We start from the raw sequence: 19,427 nt of genomic DNA on the forward strand, positions 1-19,427 counted from the left end.
GGGGCTTCTTAGGTTGGGAAAGTTTGATTAGCGGCTGTGGTTTCGCAAATGGGAAAGGTGGAAGCTTTTGTAGGGGGTGTTGTGTGATTTAGATCACAGGTACCAGTTTGATCTACCCTTGTATGCCATCCTTGACGCCCCCTAAAATTACCGCCAGCGGTAGCTGTGTGCCGCCATTAAAAAAATAGAGCAAATAATGAGTAGCAACGACACAATACGACTTCTCCTGATTCACGATACCCCGTCGGAAGCCCAGCGCCTTGTGAGTATGCTGCACAACGCAGGCCGCCCCAATCGAGCACAGCATGTGGCCAGCGAGGCTGTGTTTAACCGCCTGCTCCAGGATAAAACCTGGGATTTAGTGATCGCGGCTGAAAGCAGTACTCAGGTGCCCCCCTCAGTGGCGTTGCGCACCATCAGCAAGCTGCAAAAAGATGTCCCGGTAATTATGCTGACCGAGCGCACCGGTGCCCAACCTGTGGTGGAAGGTTTGAAGCTCGGAGCCCGCGATGTCGTAGTGGTGGATGAAGACCAACACCTTCTCTTTGTGATACAGCGGGAGCTGGGGGCGCTCGCCAATCGCCGTCAGGCTCGCCTACACGACCGCCGCTATCACGCGACCCTTAACCGTGCCAAGGAGCTACTCGATAGCTCCAAAGATGCCATCGCTTATATATCTGATGGCTTGATCGTCTACGCCAATGACTCCCTTGCAGAGCGCTTTGGTTACGACTCTGGCGAGGACATCGAATACCAGCCACTGATTGATATGCTGGCTGAAAATGAGCAGGAAGAGGGGCGTGAATTCCTCAAAAGCTGCGCTATCGACAACAATGAGCTGGAGGCGAAAGAGTGGAAATTTACCGCTAAGACCGCCTCTGGCGAATCCCTGCCCACTCGCGCAGAAGTACTCAGCACCACTTACGACGATGAGCGCTGTCTGCAGGTGCGTATTGCCTCGCGCCGGGGTGATACGGAGCAATTGGAAGCGCAGCTCAGCGATATCAAGAACCGCGATCCGCTGACCGGGCTTTTCAATCGTCAGCACTTCCTGCAGGTATTGGATTCCAGCATCAAATCTGCAGCGGACTCCCACAATACCGGCGGTCTGATGCTGATAGAAGTGGATCGCTTTGAAGATGAAGTGTTAAAAGTTGTTGGGGTGGCCGGTGCCGATGCTCTGCAAAAAGGCATGGCGGAATTACTCAAGTCCTGCCAACGCAGTGGCGATACCTTGGCCCGGTACAGTGAAGATGCTTTTTGCCTGCTCAGCCCGAATACGACTCCGGACAGCATCGAGCAACGCGCGCAGGATATATTGAAGAAGATTTCCGACACCATCTTCGATGCAGATGGCAAAACCCTGCAAATTACCGCCTCTATCGGTATTTCCTTGATGAGTGAAGCCTCCAGCGGTGCGCAACAGGTGCTGGACCAAGCGTTATCTGCTCACAAGCAGGCTCTGGGTGAAGAAAAGAAAGGTGGGAATTTTGCGCTCTACGAGCCGGATACTGAAGGTGGTGCCGACGCCGATACCTATCACCGTGCACGGGTGGTTCAGGCCCTGGAGGCCGGCAGTCTGAAGCTGCTTTATCAGCCAATTCTCAGTTTGCAGGGAACTGGCGAGCAGTTGTACGAAGTATTGGTGCGTATGCTCGATGACAAGGAAGAGCTGGCACCGCTGGCCTTCCTGCAGGAACTCGGCGATGCGGGCCTGTCGGCGAAAATGGATCGCTGGGTAATTATTACCGCGATCAAGGCCGCCGCAGCCGCCAGGGCTGAGGGTAAGAATATTTCTTTGATGCTGCATATCACCACTGCTTCACTGGTGGACAGCAGCTTACCCGGCTGGCTGGGGGTTGCCTTCAAAGCTGCCAAGGTTGCTCCGGGAACGGTGATCTTCCAGTTGCGTCAGGAGGATATCAACAGCAACCTGCACGCGGCCCGGGACTTTACCACTCAGGTCCAGCAATTGGGTTGTCGCGTTTCGGTCTGTCATTTCGGCACCGGACTCAATCCGTTCAAGGCTCTTGAGCATGTGAAAGTGGATATCGCCAAGATCGATCCCTCCTTCGTGCGCGAGGTCCAGGATGAAGGCGAGAGCAGTGACTCCCTGGCAGGATTGGTACAGCGCTTGGGTGAGGCGGATACCAAGGTGATAGTGCCCCATATTGAGCAGGCCAGTATGCTGCCGACTTTGTGGCAGACCGGTACTGATTATATTCAGGGGTACTATGTGCAGGCGCCGGCGGAGGATATGAACTTCGATTTCAGTCTCGAATAATTTTTCTCTGTAAGCTTTTAAAAAACCGCACCGCCTTAACAGGGGTGCGGTTTTTTATTGCCTGCAAATCAGACGTTGTAGCGGCTGCGTAGGGCGGCGATGGTATTGCGCGCTAGGGCGCCGTACTGCGGTGCCGGTGCCGGTACCAACTCATCAGCTGTGCTTTCACTCCAGGCACGCTGGATATGGTTCTGCCCCGCTTCCTGCTTATAAATCCTTGCCAGGCTGGCGTTGTAATTCTGACTGGTGACTGTATCTACGTGATACCAGTGGGCCTTGGCGCGGGAGTGGGAAACATCCATCAACAGGTAACCGCGCTGGGTGATCTCTACCCACTTGAGGTGTGGTATTAACCCGTCCATAGCAATCGCTGCAACATCCGTCAGGTGGGATTTGTCCAGGAAGCTGGAGGTTACTCCGGGGGTGACAAATTCTCCGCCGAGAGCACCGCGTCCGGTCAGGCGCCCGTATTTCAAGATGCTGAAAGGATTGCTGGCCAGATCCCAGGCCCAGGAGCTGTGGATATCTCCAGTGAGGACGACAAAGTTGTCGATATTATTGTCGGCAATATGGCCGAACAGGCGCTCGCGGGAAGCAGTGTATCCATCCCACTGGTCCATATTCACAGACAAATCCCTGGCCAGGGTGAGTTGCGCCATCATTACCTGTTGCCCCAATACCCGCCAGCGTACGCCATCCGACTGGGACTGGGTCAGGCTGTTGTGCAGCCATTGTTCCTGCTGGGTACCGAGGATGCTGCGCTCCGGGTCGTCGGCGGTCTGCTGATCAAACCAGTTGGCCTGCTCGGAGCGCGCGGCGATGCGGGTATCCAGCATCATCAGGTCCATCAGGTTGCCGAAGCGGAAGCTGCGGTAGATGGCCCTGTCACCAAATAGATCAAAAATGCCGTTATCGCGGATGGGCATCCACTCGAAGTAGGCCTGGTTGGCTACCGAGCGGCGTACAAACCAGTCGCCCTCGCCATCTTGGACATTGTGGTTCTCAGCACCGCCAGCCCATGCGTTGTTAGTGGTTTCATGGTCGTCCCAGACGCAGATAAACGGGTGTTGACGGTGTACCTCCTGTAAATCCGGGTCGGAGCGGTACTGAGCGTAGCGCTCGCGGTAATCCTGGATATCCACCATTTCCTTGGCGGGGATTGGCTCTCGTCCCAGGCCCGTGCCGGTACCGTAGCCACCGGGTCCGTACTCGTAAATGTAATCCCCCAGGTGCAGTACCACATCCAGGTCTGCACGCAGGGCAATTTCCCGGTAAACATTGAAATAACCCATGGGATAGTTGGAGCAGCTGGTCACCGCAAAGCGCAGTTTATCCACATGGCCGATGGGCAGGGTGCGAGTGCGGCCTATGGGCGAGTCGATACCGTTAGAGTAGAAGCGGTAGTAGTAACTGGTGCCGGGTTGCAGACCGCTGGCATCCACTTTGATGGTGTAGTCCACATCGGGCCCGGTAATACCGCTGCCACTATTGACCACCATAGCCATTTCCGGGTCCAGGGCGACTTGCCAGGTGTAGGGCACCATGGACTGGAATTCTGGGTCTGCAGACGGAGTGATACGAGTCCAGAGAATTACGCGATCTGCCAGGGGGTCACCGCTGGCTACGCCGTGCTGGAAGGGCTCCTGGCCGGAACCGTAGGCTTTCAGTAGGGGCAGGGCCGCCAGGCTTGCGCCGGAAAATTGTAGAAACCGCCTCCGGGACAGAGACATGGGGTTCTCCTTATAGTGCTTGTTATAAAAGAACCGCAGTCTGAATCTGGAAAGTGAACGATGTATTAATTCCCGGTCAGTATTTTTCTTCCCTCGCTGCTATTAGTCATGAAATTCGTCCTAAGGCGACGAAACTGAGACATTAATCTGGTTTATTGGCAAAACGCGGCATGACCGTCGGTACCCGTGGCTCGAGTGGGTGATCAGTGAGCCCCCTTACGGCGGGTGCAGAGTCCCCTGTCGTTTCTCATCTGCGCTCTGTCAGGTATCCTGTGGCGCAAATTGAAAAGCTGAACTCAGGGAGTAGACCCATGTTGCCCCGTTTACTGTGTACCAGTCTGATCGTTGGCGGCCTTGCCGTTGCCGGTGGCTGTTCCAAGTCGGAGCCTTCCAAGGCCGAAGTAGACAGTGCGAGCGCGCCGATGAAGGCGTCCGCTGTGATCGAGAAGAAGCCGGGTGTTGAAAAAGCGCCCCAGTCCGGAGTGGATTACCACTCTTTTGCCAACAGCAATGATTACCAGGTGCAACACCTGGATCTGGACCTGACTGTCGACTTCTCCCGCAAGGTTCTTGAAGGTGAAGCCAAGTTGGACTTCAAGCGTCTCAACGACAAGAACCTGCCGATGGTACTGGATACCCGCGAACTGGAAGTGGTTTCTGTATCCGCTAATGGCGCGCCAGTAAAATTCTCCATGGGCGAGAAAGACAGTCACCTGGGCACTCCGCTGAATATTGAGCTTCCGGAAGATGCCGACAGCATTACTATCCGCTACCGTACAGCGCCTGGCGCCTCCGGTGTTCAGTGGCTGGAGCCTCAGCAGACTGCGGGTAAAAAGCATCCGTTCCTGTTTACCCAGGCCCAGGCGATTCACGCGCGCAGCTTTATTCCGCTGCAGGACTCCCCGAAAGTTCGTATCACTTACAACGCCACTGTACGCACTCCGAAAGAACTGCGTGCAGTCATGAGTGCGAACAATGACCCGCAGTCAGCCAAAGATGGCGTCTATGAGTTTGAGATGCCCCAGCGCATTCCTTCCTATCTGATTGCCCTGGCGGTTGGTGACCTGCAGTTCAAACCTATGGGTGAGCGCACCGGTGTCTACGCTGAGCCCTCCATGCTGGAATCTGCAGCGGCGGAGTTTGCCGATACCGAATCCATGCTGGAAGTGACCGAAAAGGCGTATGGCCCCTACCACTGGGATCGTTACGACCTGCTGATTCTGCCACCCAGCTTCCCCTTCGGTGGTATGGAAAACCCGCGCCTTAGCTTTATCACTCCGACGGTGATCGCAGGCGATAAGAGCCTGGTAGCCCTGATTGCCCACGAACTGGCCCACTCCTGGTCCGGCAACCTGGTGACCAATGCCAGCTGGCGCGACCTTTGGCTGAATGAAGGTTTCACCACCTACCTGACTAACCGCATTATGCAGTTCGTCTACGGTGATGAGCGCTACCAGATGGAAATGGCCCTGGGCTATGACGATCTGCAAGCGGATCTGGCTGATAAAGAGCCCCGCGATGAGATTATGGCGATCGACCTGCGCGGACGTGACCCCGATGAAGTCTTCTCCAATATTCCCTACGAGAAAGGTTCCCTATTCCTGTATGAGCTGGAGCAGAAAGTAGGTCGCGAAGCGTTTGACCGCTTCCTGATGGAGTACTTCAACCACTTCTCCTTCCAGAGCATCACCACCGAGGACTTCGTCAAGTATCTCGACAAGACCCTGTTGGTTGAGCACGCCGACAAGCTGGACCGCGATCGCATCCTTCAGTGGATCTTCGATCCGGGTATTCCCGAAGGTGCGCCGCATCCGAAGTCCGATGCCTTCACTAAATTGGATCCAGTACGTCAACAGTGGCTGGACGGCAAACTGGTGGCGAAGGATATTGATACCAAAGGCTGGACTTTCCACCAGTGGAAGTACTTCCTCGATGGTATGCCGGAGAAACTGACGGAAGCGCAGTTGAAGGAATTGGACGGCGCCTTTGGCCTGACCGAATCCCGCAATAACGAGGTGGCTTTCAGCTGGCTGATGATCGCAGTGCGCAACGACTATGAGCCGGCCTTCGAGCGCCTTGAGAATTTCCTCACCAGTATCGGCCGCAACAAGTTCCTGCGCCCGCTATATCGCAATATGGTTGAGACCGGTAAAAAAGACGTGGCTGCGCGTATTTTTGAGCGCGCCAAGGTGGGTTATCACCCGCTGACGGTAAAAGTAAATAGCCTGGTTATTTACGGTAAAAAAGAGAGTTAATCGCTCTCTTTTCCCAGTTGTCGCAATTCCCATAGGTCAATATGAGAGTTGCGGCAACTCTCCCCTTTCTTTTTCCCTTCCACTTTGGCTAATGCTAAAGTTTGCTCCACAAAATATTTTTTATGGGCATTCTTTCAGTTTGTTTTTATAGCTAAGTGAACTGGTACGATAGCGTGATTAATACGCCAGATTTCTGGCATAAAAATCATTAAACGGCTGTTCAAATGGATTGCCTTTGCGTACTCTGCTGCCCAGAGATTTTACTCAGGAAGGGAGGCACCTATGTATAAACGGGCTTTACTAATAGTTGTCCTGGGGCTTTTTCTTGCCAGTTGTGGGCAGAAACCCGGGCCCAGTGCTTGCACGGATCACAACAAGCGGCCCAGTTTCCCTTTTCCTCACGCGATGCTTTAAGAGCTAAGCCGGGTTATACCCCGAGCTTGGCAATTTGTTGGTCATTGAGACCAAATAAGTAGAGGGCGGCGTCCAGGCCAAACAGATTGATGGCCTGGGGGGCCTGTAGCCTCACCTTGGGCTTGGGGTGAATGGCGATACCCACTTCCCCTAAATTCAACATGGGAATATCGTTGGCGCCGTCACCCATAGCGACCACACTTTCCAGTGCCAAATCTAAGCTTCCGGCAATTTCCTGCAGTAACTTGCGTTTGCGATCGCCATCAATAATGGGTTCCACTACTTCGCCGGTGAGGGCCCCTTCGGCAAATGTCAGTTGATTGGCATGGATATAATCCAGGGGCAGGCGCTCTCGCTGCAGGAATTTCGCGAAGTAGGTAAAGCCGCCGGAAAGCAGTGCCGTTTTGCAGCCCAGTGCGCGCAAGGCTGCCAGTAACTCATAGGCCCCTTCTTTTAACGGCAATTCCCGGGCAATTTCTGCCAAACGCTGCTCGGAAAAACCTTTTAGCAGGGCCATACGCCGTTTAAAGCTCTCGCAGAAATCTATGTCCCCGGCCATGGCCGATTGGGTGATGGCGGCAACCTGATCACCGATACCAGTAATTTTTGCCAGCTCGTCAATGACTTCAGCATCAATCAGGGTTGAATCCATATCAAAGCCCGCCAGCTTTGGCACTCTCTGGGTAACAGAAGCCTGGATTGTTAGGTCTACTCCCAACTCATCGGCCACTCCAAGGCAGGCCAGGCGCGCGCTGTCAAAATCGAGGTCGCCATCAATTTGGAAGCGGATAACGGTGCGATCGTGTCTTTGTGCCAAAGTATCAGCGGTGAATAGGCTCCACTGTTGTTCATCAAAAAATCGCAGAAGGTATTGGAGTTGGGATAGGGAGGCAGAGGGGCTCAGCAGGGTGATACACCAAATGGCTTCAAGTGCACTCGGTTCTTCGGGGGCGGGGTAAAGTCCGTAGCCTCACCGGGAAAAGGGGCTACACCGGAATACTCCAGGCCGAGCTTGGCGACTTGATCTCGATAGCTCAGGTAGCGCAGGGTGCCACTTCCTGAAGCCTGGGAAATCTGTTTCAGGGAGAGGTGGAATTCCTGTGAATTTATTTGATCACCCATAAGCTCTGTCCCGATTGAATTAAATGTCCGGCGCATTATAGCTCTTATGAGATTCTTCGCTAAAATTGCCGGGCTTTAATTTCATTGACTGCCGGTCAGCAGGGTTTTTAATGGGCTCAGTTCGAATGGGGAGTAAAATTCCTTTTCGAATTGTGCGAGTTGAATTGAACTATTTCGCCATCTGCTTTACCAATCGCTCAGGAATTAATTGGGTATGCACAATTTTGGTGCCTACCGTTAAAATGCTCGCTGCTCCAAAACAGCTGGGGCAATAGTAAAAAAACAATACGCAAGATGTCTGCCGCCGTTTATGTCAGTTTCCATTGTATCTATTCTTCGCAAAATACCGGCTCAATTAGCACAGTTGTCCAAACGCGCCCGCCAGCGTTTATTGGCACTGGTTATCTGGCTAACACTGGCAATATTCTGTGCGGCGGCACTGGGGCATTTTTATGGTCAGCAGCGCACCGGCCAGATAGAGCGAGACAGAGTTACCGCGAAGGCGGCAGCAACTATTCTCGCGGGGCAGAGCCTGGAGAGTATTGTGGCCGGGGATCGTATCAGCTTACAGCTGATCGCTCGCCAACTGCTGGAGCTTCCAATGGTTTCTGGCATTTTAATTGAGGATGTGGAATCGAATTCCCTGGCCGAAGTGGGGGACCTGAAAGAGGGGGAGACGATCACCGAGCCAGTGGTCCTGCACGATAGTATTGCCGGCAATATTACCGTAGCGTTTGAGCCCGGTAATTCCGTTACCTTCCCTTGGGCCAGCTTGTTGCTGACCCTCGTTTTTGCCCTGCCATTTAGTGCAGCTGCGGCCCTGCTTACCGGTAGCTTGTCCCGGGAGCGCAAATTGCCCGCACAAGTTACTGAGTCTGCTCAAGCTGTAGCTGAAGTTACCGAGCCCAGCGTTGGGCTTTATCTTCGCCCCCTCAACTGGGCGCAGTTGGGCAACCAGTTAAGTCGCAGCGCCCTGGAGGGTTTGCAGCGGGAGCTAGATGGACGTATGCGTTTGCTGCAGCGCATATACGGTGCCACCCCCTGAGTTGCGCTGGGCCACAGATCGGCCTGGATTTCTCTGGAACTGATGCGGCCTTCCGCGCAGTCTGCTGTGGTTTATTGCTGCGGGAGATGCAGAGCGTTAGCCGTGCGACCGGTTTGAAGCTGGCTCTGGCGGTAGTCCCATCCCAGCCACAGAGTCCGGATTTCTGTGCCGATCAGCTACTCAACCAGTCCCGTGGCTTGTTTTTGCACCCGGAACTTCTTGAGGACAGTTCCCTGGTGGGGCGAATTGAGCACCACGGTGCCGGTTGGGCATTGGAGGTGACCGGCCTAACCCCTTCCTATCAAAAACTTCTCAACAATCAGTTGCAACAGCTGCTCGGCGCTGAGTCTACTCCCCACAGGACCCCCGTAGGCTAAGTGACTGGAAGTGCCTTAGGGTTCTTTTTTGGCGCGTGCTTTACGTTTACGTTAACGTAAACTCTTGCTAGGCTTGATGGCATCTTGAGGAAGTCGTTATGAAAGCAGAAGCAAGCCAAATGGAGCCCCATAGTTACAGCATTTCCGAGCTGGCGCGGGAGTTCGATATCACTACTCGCGCCATCCGCTTCTATGAGGACAAGGGCCTGCTCAATCCGGAGCGTCGCGGCCAGACTCGCGTCTATAGTCCCGAAGAGCGTGTGCGCCTAAAGCTGATTCTGCGCGGAAAGCGGCTGGGATTCTCCCTGGATGAGAGCCGCGAAATTATCGATATGTACGACCCGGCCCACGGCAATGTAGAGCAGTTGCACCGTCTATTGGAGCGCATCGCGCAAAAGCGACTGCAGTTACAACAGCAACTGCGGGATATTGAAAGCCTGATGGAAGAGTTGGATGAAGCTGAATCCAGGGCCCGTGAGTCCCTGGCGCAAAGCGATGACAGCAGCGTTTCCTAAACAGATTTCGGCACTGTGCCAAGAGTGGCGCAGTTGCCTCATGTGGTATTGAACAGCCGCCAAGGCGGTTATTTGAATTAAAGACATTTTTAAATATCAGTGGAGCCGTTATGAACACCTCCTACCCAACCCTGAATTTCGGTCTCGGTGAAGACATCGATATGCTCCGTGACATGGTTTACAAGTTCTGCCAGGCGGAGCTGGCCCCGCGCGCGGCGCAGATCGATGAAGAGAACCTGTTTCCAGCGGACATGTGGAAAAAGTTTGGCGAGCTGGGTCTGCTGGGCATGACCGTGGAAGAGGAGTTCGGCGGTTCCAATATGGGTTACCTGGCACACGCTGTAGCCATGGAAGAGATTTCCCGCGCCTCCGCCTCTGTGGGCTTGTCCTACGGTGCCCACTCCAATCTGTGCGTAAACCAGATCCGTAAAAATGGTACCCGTGAGCAGAAGCTCAAGTACCTGCCCAAGCTGTGTTCCGGTGAACATGTAGGCGCCTTGGCCATGAGTGAACCCAACTCCGGTTCCGACGTGGTAAGTCTGCAACTGCGCGCCGAGAAGCGCGGTGATCGCTTTGTTTTGAACGGCAATAAAATGTGGATCACCAACGGTCCCGATGCCGATACCTATGTGATCTACGCTCGCACTGAGCCGGGCATCAGCTCCGGTGGTATCACTGCATTTATCGTTGAGCGCGGTTTTGCCGGCTTCTCCCAGGCGCAAAAGCTCGACAAGCTGGGCATGCGCGGTTCCAACACCTGTGAGCTGGTGTTCGAAGACTGTGAAGTGCCGGAAGAAAATATCCTCGGTGAACTGAACGGCGGTGTACGCGTATTGATGAGCGGTCTCGACTACGAGCGCACGATTCTCTCTGGAGGCCCTGTCGGAATTATGCAGGCCTGCCTGGATGTGGTGGTTCCCTATATTCACGAGCGCAAGCAGTTCGGCAAGGCCATCGGTGAGTTCCAGCTGATGCAGGGCAAGATCGCCGATATGTACGCTGACCTGAATGCCAGCCGCTCTTACTTGTACGCTGTGGCCCGGGCTTGTGATCGCGGTGAGGACTCGCGCAAGGACGCCGCCGCTGTAATCCTGTTTACTGCGGAGCGCGCAACACAGATGGCCCTGCAGGCTATCCAGACACTGGGCGGCAATGGCTACATCAACGAGTACGCCACTGGTCGTCTGCTGCGCGATGCCAAGCTCTACGAAATCGGCGCGGGCACTTCTGAAGTGCGCCGTATGCTGATTGGTCGCGAGCTGTTTAAAGAGACCCGCTAAGGCTGGGCATTTCTTCTCGCCGCCGGCGCCTGTCGGCGGCAGCTGTCTCCAGCCGGGCACTGCGGCAATAAGCTGCGCCCTGTGGAGGTCTTTTCTCCGGGAAAGTGAATCGGACTTTATGAATCAGTTGCAGAGCAAAATAAACACGCGCGACGCCGCCTTTGGCGAAAACCGCGAGCAGATGCAGGCGCTGGTGGCAGACCTGCGCGAGAAAGTGGAAGCCATCGCCCAGGGCGGCGGCGAGCGCGCAAGGGAAAAACACCTGGCGCGAGGAAAATTATTGCCACGGGACCGTATCGATGCGCTGCTCGATCCGGGTAGCCCTTTTATGGAATTCTCCCAGCTGGCGGCTCACGAGGTTTACGGTGAGGATGTTCCGGCCGCGGGTATTATTACCGGTATTGGCACCGTTTCCGGTCAGCCCTGTGTGATAGTAGCTAACGATGCCACTGTAAAAGGTGGAACCTATTATCCCCTCACAGTAAAAAAACACCTGCGCGCGCAGACCATCGCCGAGCAGAACAATCTGCCATGCATTTACCTGGTGGATTCCGGTGGTGCTAATTTGCCGCGCCAGGACGACGTTTTCCCAGACCGTGAGCACTTCGGTCGCATCTTCTTTAACCAAGCCAATCTCTCTGCACAGAATATTCCGCAGATCGCGGTGGTTATGGGTAGCTGCACCGCCGGTGGAGCCTATGTGCCGGCCATGGCAGACGAATCCATTATGGTGAAAGAGCAGGCCACCATCTTCCTGGCGGGCCCGCCCCTGGTGAAAGCGGCCACCGGTGAAGAAGTTTCCGCGGAGGAACTTGGCGGTGCCGAGGTGCACTGTCGCACTTCCGGGGTTTCCGATCACTACGCCAATAATGATGTACACGCCCTGCAGTTAGCGCGCCGCTCTGTAGCTCGCCTGAACCGTATCAAAAATCCTGGCCTGGATATCCAAAAGCCTGTGGAGCCGATTTATCCATCGGAAGACATTTACGGCGTGGTGCCCAAAGATTCGCGCCAGCCGTTTGACGTGCGCGAGATTATAGCGCGGGTTGTGGACGGATCTGAGTTCGATGAATTTAAAGCGTTGTACGGCACCACCCTGGTAACCGGTTTTGCCCGTATCCAGGGCTATCCGGTGGGAATTGTTGCCAATAATGGCATCCTGTTTGCGGAGAGTGCGCAGAAGGGCGCGCACTTTATTGAGTTGTGCGCGCAGCGCAAGATTCCATTGGTTTTCCTGCAAAATATCACTGGTTTCATGGTGGGCAAGCAGTACGAGGCGGGCGGTATCGCCAAACACGGCGCCAAGATGGTGACCGCTGTCGCTACCGCCAAGGTGCCCAAAATTACCATCCTTATCGGCGGCTCTTTCGGCGCCGGTAACTACGGTATGTGTGGCCGCGCCTACGATCCCAACTTCCTGTTTATGTGGCCCAATGCGCGTATCTCGGTTATGGGAGGGGAACAGGCTGCTGGCGTATTGGCCCAGGTGAAGCGCGACCAGATGGCCGCCCGAGGGGAATCCTGGAGCGAAGAGGAAGAGCGCCAGTTTAAGCAGCCGATTGTGGATAACTACGAACACCAGGGGCACCCATACTACGCCTCCGCGCGCTTGTGGGATGACGGCGTTATCGATCCGGCGGATACCCGCCGCGTGCTCGGTCTGTGCCTGGCGGCGGCCAGCCACAAGGAACCGGAAGAGACCAAGTTCGGCGTGTTCCGCATGTAAGGAACCGTGGTTGCGGCGCCAGCGAAATGTTCCGGTGCCGCTTTTGATAGACGCCCCAATCGAGGAATTACAATGAGCGATAAATTGCTGTGCGAAGTGGATAGCGAGGGCGTGGCCACGGTCACCCTGAACCGGCCGGAAATCCACAACGCTTTTGATGATGAACTGATCCACGAGCTGGCCACCACCTTTGACACCCTGGCGCAAAACCCCGCTGTACGTGTGCTGGTACTGGCCTCCAATGGCAAGAGCTTTTCTGCCGGAGCCGACCTCAACTGGATGAAGCGCATGGCGACTTATTCAGAAGAGGAAAACCGCCGCGACGCAGCTGCGCTCGCCGCCATGCTGTACAAGCTCGACACTTTTCCTGCGCCCACCATTGCGCGAGTACAGGGCGCCGCTTTTGGCGGGGCCGTGGGCCTGGTGAGCTGCTGCGATATGGCCGTGGCCTCTGAGCGCGCCAGCTTCTGTTTGTCCGAAGTCAAAATCGGGTTGCTGCCCGCCACCATCAGTCCCTATGTCATCAATGCTATCGGCACTCGCCATGCGCGTCGTTACTTTGTCACAGCGGAACGTTTCCCCGCCGAGCGCGCGGAACAGATCGGTTTGGTATCCGAAGTCTGTGCCGAGGCCGATCTGGATCTGCACGTGCAGAAATTAGTGAACGCCATTGCCGACAACGGCCCCAAGGCAGTTGCAATGGCCAAACAGCTGGCCATGTCCATGTCCAACCGGGTTATTAATAATGAGTTGCAAGGGCAGACCAGCGCGCTGATCGCTGCCGTTCGTGTGTCGCCGGAGGGACAGGAAGGGTTGAGTGCGTTTTTGGAAAAGCGTGCACCCAGTTGGATGAATGGTAGCGAAGGGTAATTTTTATGATTCGCAAACTGTTAATAGCTAATCGCGGCGAAATTGCCTGTCGCATTATCAAGACCGCACGCCGCCTGGGGGTGTCCACTGTCGCCGTTTATTCCGATGCGGATGCCGACGCCCTGCATGTGCAGATGGCGGACGAAGCGGTGCACTTAGGTCCGGCCCAGGCCAGGGATTCGTATCTGGATATCGACAAAGTATTGGCTGCTGCCAAGCAGACTGGTGCCGATGCCATCCATCCGGGTTATGGCTTCCTGTCGGAAAATGCGGAGTTTTGCCGCGCCTGCGATAGCGCCGGCATTATTTTTGTCGGCCCACCCACCGGCGCGATTGAGGCGATGGGCTCCAAGTCCGCGGCCAAGCGTATTATGGAAGAGGCCAATGTGCCTCTGGTGCCCGGTTACCACGGTACCAATCAAAATGAAGAGCTGTTGGAAGGCCATGCCAATCGCATCGGATATCCGGTATTGCTGAAAGCTGCTGCCGGCGGCGGTGGTAAGGGAATGCGCCGTGTCGACAGTGCCGATGAATTCCACGAAGCTCTGGCCGCTGCCAAGCGTGAGGCCATGAATGCCTTTGGCGACGACATTATGTTGCTAGAGCGCTATGTGGTGAGTCCCCGCCATGTGGAAATCCAGGTGTTCTGTGATCAGCAGGGCAATGGCGTCTACCTGTTTGAACGGGATTGCTCGGTGCAGCGCCGCCACCAAAAAGTAGTGGAAGAAGCTCCCGCACCGGGCATGACTCCGGAGCTGCGCGCCCGCATGGGTGAAGCGGCCCTGCGCGCGGCCCACGCGATTGGTTACGTGGGGGCCGGCACGGTGGAATTCCTGCTGGATGCCAGCGGTGCCTTCTACTTTATGGAAATGAATACCCGCCTACAGGTGGAGCACCCGGTGACGGAAATGATCACCGACCAGGATCTTGTGGCCTGGCAGCTGTCAGTTGCCGCTGGCGATACCCTGCCCATGAGCCAGGATGAGCTGCAGATCAACGGCCACGCCATGGAAGTGCGCATCTACGCCGAAGACCCGGACAATGATTTCCTGCCGGCAACCGGCGTGTTGGTGCGCCACCAGCCCCCGGCGGAAGGCGAGGGTGTGCGGGTGGATACCGGTGTGCAGACTGGCGATGAAATCAGCGTGCATTACGACCCGATGATCGCCAAATTGATCTGCCACGGCCGCACCCGCAAAGAAGCCCTGGCCAAATTGGATCGCGCCCTGCGTGATTATCAGATTGCCGGTGTGCGCCACAATATCGAATTCCTGCGCCGAGTGATCAATCACCAAGCCTTTGCCAGCGGTTGTATTTCGACGCACTTTATCGAGGACTACGAGGCGGAAGTACTGCATCAGGAGCAGACACTGACGCCGTTGAAATGTGCTGCTATTGCCGGTTATTTGCAGCAGCGTGAAGAGCGCGATCTGCGCAATAGTGCACCTCAGTGGGACCCTTTCTCCCCTTGGCACAATGGCGATAACTGGCGCAATGCTCTGGCTGGCAGTCGCACCCAGACCGTGGACTACCGTGGCCAGCACGCTCAAATTCGCTTTGTTGCGGAGGGCGATAGCCTGCGCTGGACTTGCGATGCCTTGCCTGAGGAACAAAACAGCGGTGACATTCGCCTGCTGCCAGGGCGCGACTTGATGCTGGTGGATGGCCGTCGCATGAGTTTCTCCGCCGTGGATACCCGCGATGGTGGGGCTGTATTTATTGATGGCACTCAGGTGGAATTCAAGCTGTTGCCACCGGATATGGGCGAGAGCAATGACCAGGCCCACGGCCTCGATGCCCCCATGAACGGCACCATAATTTCGCTGCTGGTTGAGGCCGGCTCTATGGTGGAAAAAGACCAGCCGCTACTGGTAATGGAAGCCATGAAAATGGAACACACCCTGCGGGCTCCAGCCGCTGGCACCGTACAGCAGTTCTTCTGTGCCGAAGGTGAATTAGTGGATGGCGGTAGTCTGCTGGTGGATTTTGCCGGGGAGGAGCAGTAATGACTTTGCCCAAGCAAGTCAAAATCGTCGAAGTGGGCCCCCGCGATGGACTGCAAAATGAAAAGCAGCCTATCTCTGTGGAGACCCGTATCGCTCTGGTGGACAAGCTCAGTGCCAGTGGGCTGTCGGTTATTGAAGCCGGCAGTTTTGTCAGCCCCAAATGGGTACCGCAAATGGCCGCCAGCGAGGAAGTGCTGGCGGGTATCCAGCGCAAAGACGGTGTTATCTACAGCGCGCTCACGCCAAACTTAAAAGGCTATGAGCGCGCAGTGGAAGCCAAAGCAGATGAGGTCGCCGTATTCGGTGCGGCCTCGGAAGCCTTCACCCAGAAAAATATTAATTGCAGTATCGCTGAGAGTCTGGAGCGCTTCCGCCCACTGGTGGAAAAGGCCAAGCAAGACGGCATACCCGTGCGCGGATACGTATCCTGCGTACTTGGTTGCCCCTATGAAGGCGATATTGACCCGGCCAAAGTGGCAGAAGTTAGTGCCGCTCTATTGGAAATGGGTTGCTACGAAATTTCCCTCGGCGACACCATCGGTGTCGGCACCCCGGAATCCGCCAAGCGTATGCTGGAGCAGGTGATGGCCCGTGTACCTGTGGAAAAACTTGCTGTGCATTTCCACGATACCTACGGCCAGGCCTTGGCCAATATCTACGCGGCCTTACAAATGGGTGTCGCAGTAGTAGATTCCGCCGTAGCCGGCCTGGGCGGCTGCCCCTATGCCCGCGGCGCTTCCGGTAATGTTGCCAGTGAGGATGTGCTTTATATGCTCAATGGCATGGGTATTGAAACCGGCGTGGATTTACAGTTGCTGGCAGAGGCTGGGAACTTTATTTCTGAACAGCTGGGGAGGGTGACTAACTCCCGTGTGGCTAAGGCTTTGGTGCCCTGCTGAGGAATTTCTGGGGCGGTTAGAGCGCCGCCCTGAAACTACAAACTTGAAGATCAGATATCTACCCGATAAATCAGAGGGTGGTTATTTCCGTTACCCTCTCTGCAACCCTCTACTCCAAAACCTACGGTATTAGATTTAGCAAAATATGCAGCCATAAGTGATGAAAATTGCTCTTTAGTGTCATTATTGTCTGTTCCATCATTGTGATCGAACTCTATGACTACATGGTTACTTGACCCAGATGAGCAGTCTTCCCCTAATTCGTCACCAATAGCATCTGGTGAGAATTTAATAACCGCGTAGTATTTATAAGTAGTAATACCTTCGATAGTTTTATTCGGCTCAATGGTACTTGATGCAAAACTGGTGCTGGATAGTAGCGCGAGTAGTAGTCCGGAGAATAAATTTTTCATTTTCATAAAAACTAATATTTTTTTGGTTCTCTGTAAATAGGATGGAAACTATTAAGTGGTTTTTCTATTCTGTGATATTGCTTGTGCAAGTAACGTTATTTCTAATAATAGAATGGTCATCGGCAGCGGCTTATTTATCAGAGTAAATCATTATATAATTTATGTTGGCTAGTCCAGCTTCATTACAATTTGTGCCACTTTCCATAACTTGTACAATTTTCCCTGCCATCAACGCAGCAAGAGCAGTGCTATGCTGGGCTTCATTTACTATGGTAATTCTATCTTGTGCATTTGTGTTCTCACACATAGAGTTAGTTATATCGGTATCAAGATATAAAACATTATAGTTCTCTCCAATGCCTTCGGCCTGGATCTTTGTTATTTTTGCTGTCCAAGCAGCAGAGAAAACATTTGCGGAGAATGCAAGTAATATAGTTGCAGTCAAAAATTTTTTCATCTGGATCTCTTGATTAGTTTTAATCAGAATGATTATATTTGGATTTGATGGTTTATATTTTAGTATAAAATAATTTTATGTTTTTGCATATAGTTTTCTCCTTTTTGAGATTTTGCTTGGTGGAACGTATGTCCAGATTTTGAGGGAGGTTGTGTCTTTTATTGCCCTCAATGCTGAACTGCTCTAGGGATCCTCTGATCAACGAAGCATTTTTCCAGAATTAAGCTGAGCTGCTTGAAAAATTCACTTTATTACGCACAAACGCGTAATTTTCGCGTAATAGTCCCCTAATTTTTCATCTGAAACCCTCAATAGGTGGGTTTCAGGCGAACCACCCCTAGGCAGCCAAGTATTTTCTCCCTATTAATAAGTTGGTAAAGCCTGCCAGTAAGCACAGCCTCTCAGTATTTTTTACCAGTCCCCGATAGCGGACCTTGTCATAACCAAATACCCGTTTGATGTAGCGGAAGGGGTGCTCGACCTTCGCTCTTATCTGCGCCTTGATCTTTTCCGCTTTACGGAGTGCATCACGCCCTGGAAGAGTTTTTAGCTTGCTCGGCTTCATTGCTATATACCAATCCGCCTCCCGCTCTTTCAACTCTTCACGTTTCTCCGCACCAATGTACCCAGAGTCTCCCCAGATTCTTTTCTCCTCCCCGTGGAGAACTCGCTCTGTGGTTGTGACATCATGCGAATTCGCTGCTGTTGTATCTATGCTATGTATTACTCCGAGCACATCATCAACCCCGATATGCATTTTCATCCCAAAATGCCACTGATTGATCCTACCCATCAACGATGGACACTCTCTTAAGCGATAAACTACGCAGCAGAGGTGCTCTATGACAAGATCAAATAAACCAACCAAAACCACTCGTAAACAATACTCAGAGGAGTATAGGAAGGATGCCCTAGCACTGGCGCTCAAGGTCGGGGTAAGCGTTGCCGCTAAACAGCTTGGATTGCATCCTTCCCAGATTTACGGATGGCGAAGTAAGTCTAAGTTACATCAGAGCCGAGGGGATGCGGAGAGAGAGCTGGCCACAGAAAATGCTCGACTTAAGCGGCAGCTGGCTGAGCAGGCAGAGGAGCTGGCGATCTTAAAAAAGGCCGCAGCGTACTTTGCAAAGAGCCTGAAATGAGGTACGCCTTCATGCAAAAGCACAGGCATGAATTCAGCATCAAAGCGATGGCCAAGGTATTGGGCGTATCTCGCAGTGGCTTTTATAACTGGGTTTCAAGATCGGCTGACCAATCCAAGCACCAGCAGTACCGAATGCAGCTCGATAGCTTGGTACAGCAGCGCTTTATAGCCAGCAAAGAACGTAGCGGCGCCCCTCGTCTGACGAAGGAGTTGGCCAGTGAGGGGAGTAAATATAATCAGAAAACAATTGCTGCCAGCATGCGTCGACAGGGCCTACGGGCTAAAGCAGGCAGGAGGTATAAAGCCACAACCTACTCAAAACATGGTCTGCCAGTAGCTCCAAATTTGCTTGAGCAGAACTTTAATGCTGAAGCGCCGAATCAGAAATGGGCTGGGGATATTACCTACCTACGAACGGAAGAAGGTTGGTTATATCTGGCTGTAGTGATAGACCTATATAGTCGGCTGATTATTGGTTGGGCGATGTCAGAAACGATGACGGCTACATTGGTCTGTGACGCCCTTCAAATGGCTTTATGGCGACGTAAGAAACCTACGAATGTTATCGTGCATACTGACAGGGGAAGCCAGTATTGTTCTAAAGATTATCAATCTTTAATTACAGCGTATGATCTGCGGTGCAGCATGAGCGCCAAAGGTAATTGCTATGATAATGCTTGTGCAGAAACGTTCTTCCACTCACTTAAGGTAGAAGCAATCCATGGTAACCGCTTTCCTACAAGGTGCCTCATGCGAGAAACCGTATTTGAGTATATAGAGATAGACTACAATCGAAATCGCTTACACAGCGCCAATGGCTATCTCAGCCCTGAGGCGTTTGAGGAACAACTAGTCGCTTAGTGGTGTGTTCGTTGTTGATGGGTAGGATC

General features: G+C 53.7%; 17 protein-coding genes. 11 read left to right on the forward strand and 6 right to left on the reverse strand.

Annotated features, from left to right (window positions below):
* Positions 1-196: 196 nt before the first annotated feature.
* Positions 197-2,284 (forward strand): EAL domain-containing protein, encoded by a 2,088-nt coding sequence (locus QT397_05060; protein WNZ56732.1) that lies wholly within the window; start codon positions 197-199, stop codon positions 2,282-2,284.
* A gap of 68 nt (positions 2,285-2,352) precedes the next feature.
* Here the strand turns inward: QT397_05060 and QT397_05065 are convergent, their stop codons facing one another.
* The gene (locus tag QT397_05065) at positions 2,353-4,014 is read right to left on the reverse strand and encodes an alkaline phosphatase D family protein (protein ID WNZ56733.1); all 1,662 of its coding nucleotides are present in this window, start codon (positions 4,012-4,014) and stop codon (positions 2,353-2,355) included.
* Between the two features lie 311 nt (positions 4,015-4,325).
* Between QT397_05065 and QT397_05070 the strand changes: the two genes are divergently transcribed.
* On the forward strand, positions 4,326-6,269 hold the full coding sequence (locus tag QT397_05070) for a M1 family metallopeptidase (GenBank protein ID WNZ56734.1): 1,944 nt from the start codon (positions 4,326-4,328) through the stop codon (positions 6,267-6,269).
* A gap of 427 nt (positions 6,270-6,696) precedes the next feature.
* On the opposite strand, the gene serB is transcribed toward QT397_05070, so the two are convergent.
* Both serB and QT397_05080 read right to left on the reverse strand, forming a co-directional pair.
* Positions 6,697-7,500 (reverse strand): phosphoserine phosphatase SerB, encoded by an 804-nt coding sequence (gene serB, locus QT397_05075; protein ID WNZ56735.1) that lies wholly within the window; start codon positions 7,498-7,500, stop codon positions 6,697-6,699.
* 83 nt (positions 7,501-7,583) lie between these two features.
* A complete protein-coding gene (locus QT397_05080; GenBank protein WNZ56736.1) occupies positions 7,584-7,805 on the reverse strand; it encodes a hypothetical protein in 222 nt (73 codons plus the stop codon).
* A gap of 310 nt (positions 7,806-8,115) precedes the next feature.
* Here QT397_05080 and QT397_05085 point away from each other — a divergent pair, with 310 nt between their 5' ends.
* From QT397_05085 to QT397_05120, 8 genes are all read left to right on the forward strand, one after another.
* Complete coding sequence (locus QT397_05085) at positions 8,116-8,850, forward strand: hypothetical protein (protein ID WNZ56737.1); 735 nt, start codon at positions 8,116-8,118, stop codon at positions 8,848-8,850.
* A gap of 86 nt (positions 8,851-8,936) precedes the next feature.
* The gene (locus QT397_05090; protein ID WNZ56738.1) at positions 8,937-9,227 is read left to right on the forward strand and encodes a hypothetical protein; all 291 of its coding nucleotides are present in this window, start codon (positions 8,937-8,939) and stop codon (positions 9,225-9,227) included.
* A gap of 98 nt (positions 9,228-9,325) precedes the next feature.
* Positions 9,326-9,742: a MerR family DNA-binding transcriptional regulator gene (locus QT397_05095; GenBank protein WNZ56739.1), complete on the forward strand. Its 417-nt coding sequence runs from the start codon at positions 9,326-9,328 to the stop codon at positions 9,740-9,742.
* A gap of 110 nt (positions 9,743-9,852) precedes the next feature.
* Complete coding sequence (locus tag QT397_05100; protein ID WNZ56740.1) at positions 9,853-11,022, forward strand: isovaleryl-CoA dehydrogenase; 1,170 nt, start codon at positions 9,853-9,855, stop codon at positions 11,020-11,022.
* Between the two features lie 118 nt (positions 11,023-11,140).
* Positions 11,141-12,748, forward strand: coding sequence for a carboxyl transferase domain-containing protein (locus tag QT397_05105; protein WNZ56741.1), 1,608 nt, complete (start codon positions 11,141-11,143; stop codon positions 12,746-12,748).
* Between the two features lie 72 nt (positions 12,749-12,820).
* A complete protein-coding gene (locus tag QT397_05110) occupies positions 12,821-13,618 on the forward strand; it encodes an enoyl-CoA hydratase/isomerase family protein (GenBank protein WNZ58501.1) in 798 nt (265 codons plus the stop codon).
* A 5-nt stretch (positions 13,619-13,623) separates the two neighbouring features.
* On the forward strand, positions 13,624-15,624 hold the full coding sequence (locus QT397_05115) for an acetyl/propionyl/methylcrotonyl-CoA carboxylase subunit alpha (GenBank protein ID WNZ56742.1): 2,001 nt from the start codon (positions 13,624-13,626) through the stop codon (positions 15,622-15,624).
* Positions 15,624-16,523 carry a hydroxymethylglutaryl-CoA lyase gene (locus QT397_05120; protein ID WNZ56743.1) on the forward strand — a complete coding sequence of 300 codons (900 nt, stop codon included), beginning with the start codon at positions 15,624-15,626 and terminating at the stop codon, positions 16,521-16,523. Before QT397_05115 ends, QT397_05120 begins: the two co-directional genes overlap by 1 nt.
* A gap of 50 nt (positions 16,524-16,573) precedes the next feature.
* Here the strand turns inward: QT397_05120 and QT397_05125 are convergent, their stop codons facing one another.
* The 3 genes from QT397_05125 to QT397_05135 form a co-directional block, all read right to left on the reverse strand.
* Positions 16,574-16,936 carry a hypothetical protein gene (locus tag QT397_05125; protein WNZ56744.1) on the reverse strand — a complete coding sequence of 121 codons (363 nt, stop codon included), beginning with the start codon at positions 16,934-16,936 and terminating at the stop codon, positions 16,574-16,576.
* A gap of 130 nt (positions 16,937-17,066) precedes the next feature.
* Positions 17,067-17,393: a hypothetical protein gene (locus tag QT397_05130; protein ID WNZ56745.1), complete on the reverse strand. Its 327-nt coding sequence runs from the start codon at positions 17,391-17,393 to the stop codon at positions 17,067-17,069.
* Between the two features lie 337 nt (positions 17,394-17,730).
* Positions 17,731-18,186: an IS5 family transposase gene (locus tag QT397_05135; protein ID WNZ56746.1), complete on the reverse strand. Its 456-nt coding sequence runs from the start codon at positions 18,184-18,186 to the stop codon at positions 17,731-17,733.
* A gap of 49 nt (positions 18,187-18,235) precedes the next feature.
* On the opposite strand from QT397_05135, the gene QT397_05140 reads away from it, so the two are divergent.
* Positions 18,236-19,398, forward strand: a protein-coding gene (locus QT397_05140) for an IS3 family transposase (protein ID WNZ56747.1) whose coding sequence is annotated in 2 segments (ribosomal slippage) — positions 18,236-18,494 and positions 18,494-19,398 — 1,164 coding nt in all. Because the reading frame shifts where the segments join, the coding sequence is not laid out codon by codon here.
* Positions 19,399-19,427: the final 29 nt, after the last annotated feature.

The organism is Microbulbifer sp. MKSA007, assembly GCA_032615215.1.
Taxonomy (GTDB): Bacteria; Pseudomonadota; Gammaproteobacteria; order Pseudomonadales; family Cellvibrionaceae; genus Microbulbifer.